We start from the raw sequence: 13,058 nt of genomic DNA on the forward strand, positions 1-13,058 counted from the left end.
CATGGCTACCGAGACCATCTCCGTCGCCGCCCGCCCTCGCGCCGCCACGGCCCCACCGCGCCGGAGGCGGCGCCGCGTGGGGCCCGGAAAGCCCATTCCGTACGGCCGCACGCTCGGGCCGGTGCTGCTCCTGGCGATCTGGGCGCTCGCCTCGGCGACCGGCGTGCTGGACCCGCGCAAGCTGTCCGCGCCGTGGACCGTGGCCGGCACCTTCGCCGACCTGATCGAGGCCGGGACGCTGCAGGAGCACATTCTCGCCTCCCTGCAACGCGCGGTGTTCGGCTTCGTGATCGGTGCGCTCGCCGGCCTGGTGCTGGCCCTGCTGGCGGGGACCAGCCGGATCGGCGAGGCGCTGATCGACGGCCCGATGCGGATCAAGCTGGCGATCCCCACGATCGGCCTGATCCCGCTGCTCATCCTGTGGCTGGGCATCAACGAGGGCTTCAAGATCACCATCATCGCGGTGGCCGTCGCCGTTTACATGTACGTGCAGGTCCACGCCGGGCTGACCGGCATCGACCAGCGGTACGTGGAACTCGCCCAGGTGCAGAACTACTCCCGCTGGGAGTTCGTCCGGCATGTGGTCTTCCCCGGCGCGCTGCCCGGCGTGTTCGTCGGCCTGCGCCTGTCGGTGACGGCTTCCTGGCTGATCCTGATCACCGTCGAGCAGATCAACGCGCTCTCCGGCGTCGGCTACATGATGACCCAGGCCCAGGAGTACGCCCAGACCGACATCATCATCGTCGGCCTGGTGATCTACGGCATCTTCGGTTTCCTCTCGGACGCTCTGGTCCGCATCGCTGAACGGAGGGTGCTGGGATGGCGCCGTACCTTGACCAACTGACCCACGGCGTCCGGATCTCCGGGCTGACCCGCCGGTTCGGCGAGAAGACCGTCCTCGACGGGATCGACCTGGACATCGCGCCGGGCGAGTTCGTCGCCCTGCTCGGGCGCAGCGGTTCCGGCAAGAGCACCCTGCTGCGCGCGCTCGCCGGGCTGGACCACGACGTGGCCGGCTCCGGCGACCTGCGGATCCCGGACCGGGTGTCGGTGGTCTTCCAGGACTCCCGGCTGCTCCCCTGGCGGCGGGTGCTGGACAACGTGATCCTGGCGCTGCGGGTGCCGGACGCCCGGCGCAAGGGCGTCGACGCGCTCGCCGAGGTGGGCCTGGCCGGCCGCGAGCGGGCCTGGCCCAACCAGCTCTCCGGCGGTGAGCAGCAGCGTGTCGCCCTCGCCCGGTCGCTGGTCGGCGAGCCGGAGCTGCTGCTCGCCGACGAGCCGTTCGGTGCCCTCGACGCCCTCACCCGGATCAAGATGCACGGTCTGCTGCGGGCGCTGTGCAAGCGTCACCAGCCCGCGGTGCTGCTGGTCACCCACGACGTGGACGAGGCAGTGCAGCTGGCCGACCGGATCGTCGTGCTGGACAGCGGCCACATCGCCGTCGACGTGCGGCCCGGCCTGCCGGAGAGCCGCAGGGCCAGCGACCCCGGCTTCCAGGAGATCCGGGAACTGCTGCTCCGCGCCCTGGGAGTGGTCGAGGAAGGCTGAGAAACAACCCCGGCGACGCTGGACCGGATCGGGGCTCACGGGTGGGCAGAGGCGATGTGTACAGACCCGGCAGGGCCCCTCGGATGACTTCGTCCGAGGGGCCCTGCGATGAGGCTGTCCGGTGGCGGCATGTCACGTCACGGCACACCGCCGATCAGGTCAGCGGCTTTCCGCGAAGTATTCGTAGTTGTCGGCGTTGTTGACGGCCCTGGCGGGGTTCGTCGAGGCGAGATTCCTGGCCGCGGTCTGGCCGTAAGCCCAGTCGTCGGTGCCGCCGTTGACAGTGAAGTGGCTGGACTCGTGGACGAGCGTTCCCGCCTTGGAGTCGGTTCCGATGGCCGGCGCGGTCCAGAATGCGCCGCAGAGGTAGATCTTGTAGGGGTCGTCGGGGTAGACGTACGCATAGACGCCGGCTTCGTTGAGGCAGCTCAGCGTCACGGTCTTGCTGGTCAGCTCGCTGGTGATGTTGCTGTACTCGCTGGCCACCGTGTTGAACCGGGTCGTCGTGCGGGTGCCGAACCATTCCGTGTAGGCGGCGCCGCCGTTCGGGTTGTTCGAGAGCCAGGTCTTCGACTTCGTTGACAGCGTGGCGGCGTCGGTCACAGCCTGCCGAATGGAGGTCTTCTGGCTCGTGCTGCAGTTGCTGTTGTAGACGATGGTGACGGCGCTCGCGGCGACCTTGACCCGCTCGCTGGACGCGGCCGCGACGCCGGCGGGCTTGCGCGCGCCCTGGATCGCGACGGTGGTGCTCACGCTCGCCTGGCCGGCCCGGACCCGCACCGTGTCGGCGACGGCCGCGCCCGGCCCGCGCAGGGCCCGGATCCGGGTGGCGGCCAGCGCGATGGTGAAGGTTCCCGGCCGCGACAGGTCGTAGTCGTCGGCCAGGTTCATCGTCACCGCGTACGTACCGCCGGCGGGAATACGGGTGTAGTCGGCCGCAGTCGGCTTGGCGTACTTGACCAGTCTGCCGTGATACGGAAGCGGCACGCCGTCCCGGGTCACGGCCAGAAGCCCGCCGGACAGGCCCGCCCGCGGCAGGTCCCGGGACAGCACGCTGACCGGCGACGACGACGTGTTCCGCGTCGTCAGACGCACGGTCAAGCTGCTGCTGGACACCTCGTCGATCTGGACGGTCGTCGTCAGGCCGGTGGCGTCGGCGGCCGTCGCCGCGTCCGCGTTCACGGCGACTGCGGCCGGAACGGCAATCCCGACAGCGACACACGTCGCCCAGAGTGGACGTAGAGAAATACGCACGCGCGGTTACCTCTCTCATTTCATGGGGGCTCACAACGCGACGGAGATCCAGGAAACCGGCGCAGGTGATCAATGACGATCAATCTAGTAGATTTAGCAAATCCCATCAATATGTCATTTAAGTCATACCGTCGACCGCGCGGCCTTCGCGGAGCGCGCCGGTACCGCAGCGGCAGTAGGCAGGCGCGACGTATCGATGGCCGGTCCCGTCGGGCCGGTCGTGGTGGACGTCGATGCGCTGGTAGCCGGGCTCGATCGCAGGAATGGCTGGACTGCGGCGAAGCACACGCGCCTACCGTTCGAGCAACGGCCACGCGTTGACCGACCCGGGGCTGAGAAGGCGGCAGCGGGCGAACCGGACGAACGTGACCTCGCCCTGGTGGAGAAGGCAGCAGTGGCGCGAGCAGGACAAACGTGACACCCGGCACCGCCGGCGAGGAAGCCACCCAGCCAGGCCGTACCCCTGGGTGAACTGCTGGCCGTGGTCCGCGGAGCCGGTGGTGTCCACGGTCTCGGCCGGGACCACCTGGCGGGTCAGCCGACCGGGACCAGGAAGGCGAAGACGCGGACCCCGACCGGGCCGGCCGGCAGCGGCGGCGGGGCGGCGGCGGTGACCTTCATGCCGGTCTCCCACGGTTCGCCGTCCAGCACCACCTCGTTGGTCAGCAGCTGACCGTCCTGGTGCGCGGTGAAGAACCGCAGCGCGTGCACGGCCCGGCTCAGCGGGACGTCCTTGAGCGCGGTCAGCAACTGGTCGAGCAGCGGCTCGGCGGACGGCACCGGCCCGGTCGCGAACAGGTCCACCTGCGCGCCCAGCAGCAGCTCGAACTCGCCGCCCGGGTGGTTGTACCGCTCGACCAGCACCTGGTCACCGGCGGCCCGGCGGTCCAGCAGGGCGGCGATCATCGGGTACGCCACGGCCCGCTCGAACATGGCGAGGCTCTGGAAGATCGCCTCCTTCCAGGTGCTCGCCACGCCGACGCAGCTCTCCACCATCCACTGACGAGCCAGCGCCGGATGGTTGACGGCGAAGTTCACCTGCGCCACGACCAGTCCCGGCGCGGGACGCGGATGCGGGGTGAGGGTGGCCCGGAACTCGGCGTCACCCACCCGGAGGTCGTCGCCGACCGGTACCCCGTAGGCGGCCATCCAGTGCGCGAACACCGAGGACGGCGCGGGCACGCCACCGCTGCCGGAGCCCAGCTCGGGCAGCGGCTCGTCGAGGGTGATCGGGCCGAGGGTCATCTCCTCGACCTTGGCGCCGCCCTGCAGTGCCTGGCTGACCGCGGCCACCTCGTGGCTGTAGCCGGCGATCCGGGCCGTCTCCGCCTGCCCGGCCAGCTGCGCGATCCGCGCGGCGGCCGCGAAGACCGGGTCGCCGGCGAGCTGACGGGTGGTGCCGCCGTCGACGAAGGTGGCGTCGACGGTGACGCCGCCGAGCATCCGGCGGCCGAAGGCGATCGGCAGGAAGACCAGCAGGCGCTCCGCCAGCCACGGCTCCACACCGCCGCCGAGCAGGTTCTCCCGGATCTCCTCACCGGGCGGTGCCGCCGCGCCCGCACAGAACGCCGTGACCCCGACCAGTACCGCCTCGTCGAACATCGCGTGAGCGTACCGCCCGGTAGATCTTCCGCAAGCCCGTCCGGGCACCGGCGGCGACCCGCGCGTGGCGCGTGTCGAAAACCGATTCGCGTTGCACAATCTGTCATGGCCGCTTCCGCGTTACGCATGCTTCTCGCCGCCGACCGGGTCACCCACGTGCCCGGCGTCTGGGATCCGGCGACCGCCGCGCTCGCCGTGGCGGCCGGGCACCAGGTCGTGCACCTGTCCGGCGCCGCCGTCGCGGCCACCATGCTGGGCCGCCCGGACCTCGGCTTCGTGCACGCCACCCAGATCGCCGACCGGGCCACCACACTGGCCCCGGCGTTGCGGGGCACCCCGCTGCTGGCCGACGCGGACACCGGTTTCGGCACCCCGGAGCACGCGGTGTGGACCGGGCTCGCCTACCGCCGATCCGGGATCTCCGGGCTGCTCCTGGAGGACCGGGCGAGTCCGGACCGCCGCGAGCGCCGGGCCGGCCCGAAACTGATCGAGATCGGCCTGGCGGCCGCGAAGATCAAGGCGCTGGCCGATCAGGTCCCGGAGCTCACCGTCATCGCCCGGACTGACGCGTACGCCGGGCACGGTCTCGCCGAGACGATAGTGCGCTGCGGCGCGTACGCCGAGGCCGGCGCCCACGCTGTCGTCCCCGAGGGCGTACCGGGGATCGACGAGCTCGCCGCCATCCACCGGGCACTGCCCGGCGTACCGATGGTGCTCACTCGCAGCGAAGCCGCACCGAACCGGCCGGCCTGGACCGACGCGGACCTGCTGGCCGTCGGCGTACGCCTGGTCCTGCACCCGGTCGCCGCCCTGCTCGCCGCGATGCGGGCGGCGTCGACCGCCTACCGAGCGATCGGCGAGAGCGGCGCCGCCGACGCGGTCGAGCGGATGCCGTGGGCCGCCTTCACCGCCGTGGCCGGCGAGGACGACGCCGCCGTCGCGGAGGCCCGTTACGTCCCCGGACGGCTGCAGACGTGACGAGCGGCCCGCGGCGCCCCGCACAAGATCGAGATCTTCGGATGCCGGTCCGGTGAAGTCTGGCCGGTCGGCTGTGATGACTCCCTGAACGTCCGGCTACCGGTGGTTCCACGGCTGCGGCGATACGGAAGTGGTGGGCTCGTGAGGACCACATCGCACCGCCTTCGTCATCCGTAGCGAGAGGATCCGTCATGCACAAGATCTCGACCATCGCCGTTACCGGCCTCGGCCTGGCCGGCGCCCTCGTGGTCAGCACGCCGGCTCAGGCGGCGCCCTCGACGGGCCAGATCACCGGCACCAGCGCCACCCGGACCGGCCCCGGCATCATCAAGCTCGACGGCCAGTACTGGTCACTACCGGACTGCAGAGCCAACGCGGAGGCCGCCGAATGGAACAAGGAGATCTCCAACGCCCAGTGCATCGCGCAGAGCGACACCACGTCGAAGTGGTGGATCATCGTGGGTGACCCGTACCGGGAGCCGCAGGCCCCGGCCAAGACCACCAGCACCGAGCCCACCAACACCGACAAGCCCGCCAAGAAGGGCGGCAAGGACCCGTTCGGCGTGTGCAAGTACGCCGACGACTGGTTCCCGCTCGACTGCTGACGCGCCCCGATCGGCACGCCGGTGGTCATCCCGCCGGTCGGGCCCCGGGGCCGGCGGCCCGGGACGGCAGATCGTGGACGACGGTGGAAATGTCGTGGGCGGCCAGCGTCTCGAGGATCAGCGGCTCGACCTCGGACCACTCGCCGCCGGCCAGGCCGCAGCCGATCCGCGGCATGTGCACCGAGGCGTCGTGCTCCCTGGCATGCCCGGCCAGGGTGGTCAGGCACTCCCGGATCGCCCGGTAACGGACCGGCGGGCCGGCGCCCGGGTGATAGCCGGTGGCGGTGCGCAGGCCGCGCTCGGTGGCGATGCCGTGCTGACCGACCATGTTGGCCACCCAGAGGCTCGGGGCGACGGCGACCAGCTGGACGGCACCCAGCCGGAACGACGGCTCGCCGTGCCATCGGCGGAACGCGCGCTCCGGCTCCGGCCAGCGGCGGGAGATGGCCTGGACGATGCCCCGGCCCCAGGCGCCGATGTCGTTGCAGACGTGCGCGATGATCCGCGGGCCGTCCCCGAGGGGCTCGGTGGCGTCGCCTTCGGCGTAGCTCAGCTTCTGCACGCCCGCGATGGTAGAGAGCACCCCTGACAAGAATGTGCGTCCCGTTGCCAAGTCGAGATTCAGCGGGGGTAACTGTTGATCTTGGAAGTTGTTAACGTCCCAGGGTGAGCGATCAGCAGTCACCCCCGCCGAGCCCGGGGACGCCGCCGGCCGACCCGACGCTGCCGGCCTTCCCCGGGGCGAACGAGGCGACCACCGTGAACCCGGTGCCCGCGGACCCGCCGACGACCCCCTACGCGCCGCCAGGCACCCCGCCCACCGCTTACCTGCCGCCCGGCGAGCCGACGAGCCCCTACCAGCCGCCGGCGCCCACCACGCCGTTCCCGGCACCCGGCTTCCCGGCGGCGACCAGCCCCGCGCCCGGCTTCCCGGCGGCGGCTCACCCGGAGCCCGGCCAGCCCGCGCCGAGCCAGCCGCGCCCCGCCTACCCGACGCCCGGCTACACCGCACCGGACCCGGGTTACGCCGCACCGGACCCCGGCTACCCGCATCAGGGTTACGCCGCACCGGCCACCGGCTATCCGCATCAGGGCTACGGAGCGCCCGGATATCCCCCGGCCGCGTATCAGGGTCAGCCCGGCCCGGCCTACCCGCCGGCCGCCTACGGAGCGCCCGGCTACGGAGCCCCCGGTTACGACCCGGCCACCGGATACCCGCCGGTCCCCTACGGCCCGCCGCCCGGCTACCCGTCGCCCTACCAGGCCTTCCCGGCCGCCCCGGTCGGCGAGACCAACAGGTACGCCACCCTCTCGCTGGTCACCGGCATCATCGGCCTGTTCCCGCTCGGCCTGATCTTCGGGTTCATCGCGGTCTCCCAGATCAACAAGACCCGGCAGCCGGGCCGCGGCCAGGCGATCGCCGGCATCCTCACCTCCGGCGCCTGGATGTACGCCGCCTACATCGTCATCTCGTTCTGGGTCGGCCTCGACCAGGCGGGCGTGGCTGACACCACGGGCTTCTGAGCCGGGCCGCGGCGCGTCCCGGCCGCTCCGGCTGAACCAGCAGCCGGGCACCGGGACCGCGCCGGGTCCGGACACGGGCCGGGCGGCGCTCCCGGACCCCGGCGGACCCGCACGACACGCGCCGCGGTCCGCCGGTGGCAGCGGCCTCGCGGGCCGGCTGCCACGGGGCTCCGAGTCGTACCGGAAAAGGAATCACGCGGTCGTGACGCGCGCGTCCTCCTCGGCCATCGCCTCCTGGCGGCCGGGCTCCTCGCGCAGGATCGCGGCGTTGAGCCACTCGTCCGGGATGGCGAACGCGTCGACGAGCGTGCGCAGGTGCGGGCGCAGCTCCGCGAGCAGGTCGTTGATCACCGTGGTGATCGCCTTGGAGCGGGCCGGGGTGAGCCGGCCGTGTTCCAGGAACCAGCCCTTGTCGGCCTCGATGGTGACCAGCGCGTAGAGGTCGCAGACCCGGTTCAGCAGGGTCTGCGCGGCCGGGTCGGTGGTCCGCTCGATGCCGGCGACGAACGCCTCCAGGGTGATCCGGTCGATGTGCGCGGTAGCGGTCTTCAGCACGTGGTCCTGCACGTCGTTGAAGATCTCGAACGGGCGGTCCTTCTTGGTCGCGGCGCCGTTGCGCAGGCGCCGGATGGCGCCCTCCAGCACATGCTTCTCGCGGTCCTCGAACATGGTCAGGTGCCAGCCACGGTCGGTGACCGCCACCTCCTCGTCGCGGCCCGGCACCGCGCCGACCAGCCGCTGGATCAGCCCGCGAGCCGCGGTGCGCTCCAGCACCATCTCCCGGACCTGCTCGGCGACGAAGGTGGCCCGGCCCCAGCCGTCCAGCGAGCCGAAGGCGTCCCGGTAGCCGGTCAGCAGGCCCTTCGCGACCAGCTGCAACAGCACTGTGTTGTCGCCCTCGAAGGTGGTGAACACGTCGGTGTCGGCCTTCAGCGCGGGCAGCCGGTTCTCCGACAGGTAGCCGGCGCCGCCGCACGCCTCCCGGCACATCTGGATGGTGTGCGTGGCGTGCCAGGTCTGCATCGCCTTCAGCCCGGCGGCGCGGGACTCCAGCTCGCGCTGGCGGTGCTCGTCGACCGGGCCGGACCCGGTCTGCACGTCGGCCAGGGTGCCGACGAGCTCCTCCTGAGCGAACGCGTAGGCGTACGAGGTGGCCAGCGCCGGCAGGAGTTTGCGCTGGTGGGCGAGGTAGTCGTTGAGCGCCACCTCGCGGTCCTCGCCGGGCACCCCGAACTGCCGGCGGATGTCGCCGTAACGGATCGCGATGGTCAGCGCCGCCCGGGTCGCCGCCGACGCCGCGCCACCGACGGTGACCCGCCCGCGGACCAGCGTGCCGAGCATCGTGAAGAAGCGGCGGGTGTCGTTGTCGATCGGGCTGGAGTACGTGCCGTCGGCGGCGACCTGGCCGTACCGGTCCAGCAGCATGTCCCGGGGCACCGTCACGTGGTCGAAGCTGATCCGGCCGTTGTCCACGCCGAGCAGGCCCGCCTTGTGCCCGGCGTCGCTGAGCGTGACCCCCGGCATCGGGTTGCCGTCGGCGTCCCGGATCGGCACCAGCCAGGCGTGCACGCCACGGTTGCGCCCCTGGGTGATCAGCTGGGCGAAGACCACCGCCATCCGGCCGTCCCGCGCCGCGTTGCCGATGTAGTCCTTGCGGGCCGCCTGGTGCGGGGTGTGCAGGTCGAAGGTCTCGGTGTCCGGGTCGTAGACGCAGGTCGTCCGCAGTTTCTGCACGTCCGAGCCGTGGCCGGTCTCGGTCATCGCGAAGCAGCCCATGATCTCGGTGGCGATGATCCCGCGCAGGTAGGCCTCGTGGTGCCGCTCGGTGCCGAGCGCCACCACGGCGCCGCCGAACAGCCCCCACTGCACGCCCGCCTTCACCATCAGGGACAGGTCGGCGTAGGCCAGCATCTCGGCGGCCACCACCGAGCCGCCCGGGTCGTCCGACCCGCCGTAGACCTTCGGGAACGCCGAGGCCACCCCGATGTCGGTGGGGATCCGGCGGATGAGCGCGCTGATCCGGTCCCGGGCCTCGTCGCCGGTCTCACCGTGCACGGCGGCGAAACCGGTCTTGCCGAGCTTGTCCCGCACCGCTTGCCGGATGTGCGCCCACCGCCCGTCCAGGGCTTCCTGAAGGCGGGCCGCGTCGATGGAGTCGCCGATCATGCTGAAAAGCTAAGCACGCGTTCAGGAACTCCGCCCGCGGCCGGCGCACTCTGTGGGAAAGACCGCGCCCGCCGCCGAGTGCTCAGGTAAGCAGAACCAGACCTGGGAAGTTCTCGAAGTGTCGCCGGTTCAGCGTCAGCAGCGGGGCGTTGTGGTAGATCGCTGTGGCACAAATCCACAGGTCATTGGTCTGACTGTTGTGACCGAGCGGGTGACCGGCCTGCTGTGCCTGATGTTTCAGACGGCCCCAGAGCCGGGCGAGATCCTGGTCGAACGGGGCGACGACGTAACGCCGGATCGCCTCCTCGAGCCGGTCGACTCGCCGCTGGCCCCACCCGGCCTTGGCCGCACCGAAATGCACCTCCGCGACAGTGGTGAAACTGATGACCGGGACCGCGGCGGCCAAATGCGAACCCAGTGACTCGGTGGCGGCAGTGTTGAAGGACAGGTGCGAGAAGGCGTCGGTGTCGACGATCACGAACTTCATGCGTCACCCAGACGCGCGGAGCGGACGGCGGCCAGGAACGCCTCGAAATCCTCGACAGCGGATCCCCCGAGGTCGTCGAGCGAGTCCACCGGACGGATCCCCTGCTCGCGAGCCAGATCGCTGAGCGATCTCGGCCGAGCTGTTTGCAGCATCCCCAACCGGGTCAGGTGCAGCACATGAACCGAGACACCATTGGGGTCGAGTTCGCCCCTTCCCTCGGCCATCACCATCTGATCCATCGCGTCGAGGACGGCATCCCGCAGGTCCGGCGCGAAATCGCACAGAACACTGCCAGCGTAGGTGTCGACGCGGCACCGGAGCCCGGCAGGCGAGAAGTCGCCCATGTGCAACCGGCCCACCACGGTGACCATCTGCTGAACCGATTCCGTCTGCACTGACCGAACCGCCTTCTGTAATGCCTCGTCGAGAGTGAACCGGACTCTTCCGCCGCGCGAGAACTCGATGCCCGTCACGCCGCCGGCACTGATGCCACCGGTCAAATCACGAATACCGTTGACGACCTGCGGAGTGAAGTGCGGCGGGAGTGTCGACGGGTCCCGGTGGAGACTTCCGACGCCCGCCTCCAGAACATCGAGTGAGGTGCTCAGCAGGTCGTCGAGCCCGTGCTGGCCGGTGCGGGAGATATGGAGCACGGCCGAGCCCGACGCAAAACCCACGAAGTCCAGCCGGACAGCGTCGACGATCTCCCGCGGCCGGCGGCCCGGACGGCTGGTGTTGCCGCTCAGGCTCAGCGCGATCCTTTCGAGCGACGCCTGCAGCCCACCCGCGAGGCGAGCCAACTCCGAGAGCGGCAAGCGACCGCCCTCCGTCGCCGGACCGACAGCACGGACAACGAGGTCCTCGCCCACTGATTCGGTCATTGAACTCACCTCCGGCCTGCTCGCCGGTCCATCATGCACGACTTGGACCCCCGCAAACCGACCACTGATGCTTTCCTTCCTCCCGCGACTGGCGTCCCTCGCAAGCGATCCTGTCCTGGGCGAGGCGCCAATGCCGGTTCGGGCGGTCGAAGGGATCGAAGTCGGGCTCCGCTAGGGTCCAGCTCTCGGTGAGCACCTGAGTCCCCGACGGTTGGTTCCGCGGGCCGTCCGGTGGGTAACTGCGGCCACGTGGCAGATCTGGATGAAGAGACGATCGCGTACGCGCATCGCATGTTCGACCTGGCGCGGGCCGGGGACACCGCCGAGCTGATCAGCAACGTCGCCGCCGGTCTGCCGCCCAACCTCACCAACGACAAGGGCGACACGCTGCTGATCCTCGCGGCCTACCACAACCACCCGGACACGGTGGCCGCCCTGCTGGAGCACGGCGCCGACCCGGACCGGGTGAACGACCGTGGCCAGTCCGCGCTCTCGGCCGCCGTCTTCCGGCAGAACCCGGCCACCGTGCGGGTCCTGCTCGGGGCGGGCGCCGATCCGCACGCCGGCACCCCCTCCGCGCTCGCCACCGCGGAGTATTTCCAGCTTCCCGAGATGGCCCGGCTGCTGCAGGCCTGACGGGGTCGCGCGCGGGCGCCGACCTTTCACCTGGCCGGCGGATGGAGCAGGCGAAACGGCGCACCCTCTACCACCGGGTCGCCGGCGGCAGTGTCTAGCGGCTCGCGGCGCTCAGCGACGGCATCTTCGCCGTCACCATGACGCTACTGGTGCTGGACCCGCACGTGCCGGTGATGGCGTCACTCTTCGCCAGCACCGAGGTGCCACGGAACGACCAGCGGGTGACGCTCCTCGTCGCGCGCGGCGAGCCCCTCCATCGATCGCAGGTACTGACGACGGCTGATGCCACCGTCCAGCAGCTGGCCGCAGAGGACGCCCTCCAGGCTCTGCGGGGCGAAGAACGACTCGGGCACGACCAGCGGATCCGCCGCCGCCCGGGCCTCGGCGCGGACGCCGTGCACCGCGAGCACGCAGGCGGCGGCCAGGACCAGGATGAGCAGGAAGAGGACTAGCATCGCCACCGCCTTGTCGGTTCCGGGACGGGCTGCGTTCGCCCGCCTCGACAAAGCAAACGGATCACAAGGCGTATCGGTTCGACGGTTTCGGGTTTTGCCCGCGGGCAACTCCACCGGCCTGCGGGCGGCCACCGGCCAGCCGGGCCAGCACCGTCGCCGGGCGCCCCAGCGCGTCGCCCATGTCGGCGGCGAGCGACCCCGCCCCGAGCGAGACGAGCAGGCAGGACGTGCTGTTCGCGTTGGCGATGTCCTCCGGTACGCCGATCGACGGCGCGAACATCCGGGCCGCCAGCCGGCCACCGTCCTCGACCGGGCTGTGGACGTAGCAGCCGAGCAGGCCCGCGGCGTCGCAGGCCCGGCGCAGCGCGTCGACGTCCGGGCGCAGCCCGGCCAGCACGGTGCGTGACGTGACCGGGACGAGCAGCCGCCATCGCCCGGTCGAGGCGGCCCGTACGCCGGGCGCGGACGGGTCCAGTCCGAGCGCGGCGAGCACCGGTTCCACCCCGCTCGGCTCGCGCAGCGTCACCGGGGCCTGCTCGAACCAGGCCTCGGTGCCCTCGGCCCAGCCGTGGAAGGTCCGCCCGGACACCCGCAGGACGAACTCGCCGTCCCGGCCGAGGCGGTCGGCGAGCCAGGCCAGCGCCGCGACGGTGCCGTGGCCGCAGGCGGGCAACTCCCCCGTCGAGGTGAAGAACCGTACGTCGGCAACGTCGTCACCCACCGTGACGAACGCCCCGTGCGACGCGCCGCTGCGCCGGACGGCGAGCGCGCGGGCCGCGTCCGGCATCGGCGTGTCGTCGATGACCAGGGTCGGGCTGCCGCCCCGGCCGTCGCGCAGGCAGGCGTCCACGATCATCCGTCCAGCTTCCACGATCGGGTAGCGGGGATGTCCAGTCCCGGCCCGGCTGACTACTGTCCAGTT

14 protein-coding genes are annotated in these 13,058 nt (G+C 71.3%); 6 read left to right on the top strand and 8 right to left on the bottom strand.

The genetic code is table 11. The annotated features are described in order from the left end of the window. Position 1 precedes the first annotated feature (1 nt). Together Actob_RS30730 and Actob_RS30735 are read left to right on the top strand one after the other, a co-directional pair. Complete coding sequence (locus tag Actob_RS30730; RefSeq protein WP_284915348.1) at positions 2–844, top strand: ABC transporter permease; 843 nt, start codon at positions 2–4, stop codon at positions 842–844. Beyond that, the gene (locus Actob_RS30735) at positions 820–1,548 is read left to right on the top strand and encodes an ABC transporter ATP-binding protein (protein WP_284915349.1); all 729 of its coding nucleotides are present in this window, start codon (positions 820–822) and stop codon (positions 1,546–1,548) included. Before Actob_RS30730 ends, Actob_RS30735 begins: the two co-directional genes overlap by 25 nt. A gap of 159 nt (positions 1,549–1,707) precedes the next feature. On the opposite strand, the gene Actob_RS30740 is transcribed toward Actob_RS30735, so the two are convergent. Both Actob_RS30740 and Actob_RS30745 read right to left on the bottom strand, forming a co-directional pair. Beyond that, positions 1,708–2,730, bottom strand: coding sequence for a M35 family metallo-endopeptidase (locus tag Actob_RS30740; protein ID WP_284915350.1), 1,023 nt, complete (start codon positions 2,728–2,730; stop codon positions 1,708–1,710). Positions 2,731–3,336: 606 nt separating this feature from the next. Next, positions 3,337–4,404: a DUF6348 family protein gene (locus Actob_RS30745; RefSeq protein WP_284915351.1), complete on the bottom strand. Its 1,068-nt coding sequence runs from the start codon at positions 4,402–4,404 to the stop codon at positions 3,337–3,339. 105 nt (positions 4,405–4,509) lie between these two features. On the opposite strand from Actob_RS30745, the gene Actob_RS30750 reads away from it, so the two are divergent. Both Actob_RS30750 and Actob_RS30755 read left to right on the top strand, forming a co-directional pair. Next, a complete protein-coding gene (locus tag Actob_RS30750) occupies positions 4,510–5,382 on the top strand; it encodes an isocitrate lyase/PEP mutase family protein (RefSeq protein ID WP_284915352.1) in 873 nt (290 codons plus the stop codon). A gap of 191 nt (positions 5,383–5,573) precedes the next feature. Continuing rightward, positions 5,574–5,987 (top strand): hypothetical protein, encoded by a 414-nt coding sequence (locus Actob_RS30755; RefSeq protein WP_284915353.1) that lies wholly within the window; start codon positions 5,574–5,576, stop codon positions 5,985–5,987. A 25-nt stretch (positions 5,988–6,012) separates the two neighbouring features. On the opposite strand, the gene Actob_RS30760 is transcribed toward Actob_RS30755, so the two are convergent. After that, on the bottom strand, positions 6,013–6,549 hold the full coding sequence (locus Actob_RS30760) for a macro domain-containing protein (protein ID WP_284915354.1): 537 nt from the start codon (positions 6,547–6,549) through the stop codon (positions 6,013–6,015). 104 nt (positions 6,550–6,653) lie between these two features. On the opposite strand from Actob_RS30760, the gene Actob_RS30765 reads away from it, so the two are divergent. Continuing rightward, positions 6,654–7,511, top strand: a complete 858-nt coding sequence (locus Actob_RS30765; protein ID WP_284915355.1) for a DUF4190 domain-containing protein — start codon at positions 6,654–6,656, stop codon at positions 7,509–7,511. Between the two features lie 192 nt (positions 7,512–7,703). On the opposite strand, the gene Actob_RS30770 is transcribed toward Actob_RS30765, so the two are convergent. The 3 genes from Actob_RS30770 to Actob_RS30780 form a co-directional block, all read right to left on the bottom strand. Next, positions 7,704–9,677, bottom strand: coding sequence for an acyl-CoA dehydrogenase family protein (locus tag Actob_RS30770; RefSeq protein ID WP_284915356.1), 1,974 nt, complete (start codon positions 9,675–9,677; stop codon positions 7,704–7,706). An 82-nt stretch (positions 9,678–9,759) separates the two neighbouring features. Beyond that, positions 9,760–10,164 (bottom strand): type II toxin-antitoxin system VapC family toxin, encoded by a 405-nt coding sequence (locus Actob_RS30775; RefSeq protein ID WP_284915357.1) that lies wholly within the window; start codon positions 10,162–10,164, stop codon positions 9,760–9,762. Next, positions 10,161–11,045, bottom strand: coding sequence for a hypothetical protein (locus Actob_RS30780; protein WP_284915358.1), 885 nt, complete (start codon positions 11,043–11,045; stop codon positions 10,161–10,163). Before Actob_RS30780 ends, Actob_RS30775 begins: the two co-directional genes overlap by 4 nt. 249 nt (positions 11,046–11,294) lie before the next feature. Between Actob_RS30780 and Actob_RS30785 the strand changes: the two genes are divergently transcribed. Next, complete coding sequence (locus Actob_RS30785; protein WP_284915359.1) at positions 11,295–11,681, top strand: ankyrin repeat domain-containing protein; 387 nt, start codon at positions 11,295–11,297, stop codon at positions 11,679–11,681. Positions 11,682–11,860: 179 nt separating this feature from the next. On the opposite strand, the gene Actob_RS30790 is transcribed toward Actob_RS30785, so the two are convergent. Together Actob_RS30790 and Actob_RS30795 are read right to left on the bottom strand one after the other, a co-directional pair. Next, positions 11,861–12,136 carry a hypothetical protein gene (locus Actob_RS30790; RefSeq protein ID WP_284915360.1) on the bottom strand — a complete coding sequence of 92 codons (276 nt, stop codon included), beginning with the start codon at positions 12,134–12,136 and terminating at the stop codon, positions 11,861–11,863. 61 nt (positions 12,137–12,197) lie between these two features. Then, entirely contained in the window at positions 12,198–12,992 is a 795-nt protein-coding gene (locus Actob_RS30795; RefSeq protein ID WP_284915361.1) for a PhzF family phenazine biosynthesis protein, read from the bottom strand. Positions 12,993–13,058 lie beyond the last annotated feature (66 nt).

Origin of the sequence: Actinoplanes oblitus (genome assembly GCF_030252345.1) — a bacterium.
Classification (GTDB): Bacteria; Actinomycetota; Actinomycetes; order Mycobacteriales; family Micromonosporaceae; genus Actinoplanes; species Actinoplanes oblitus.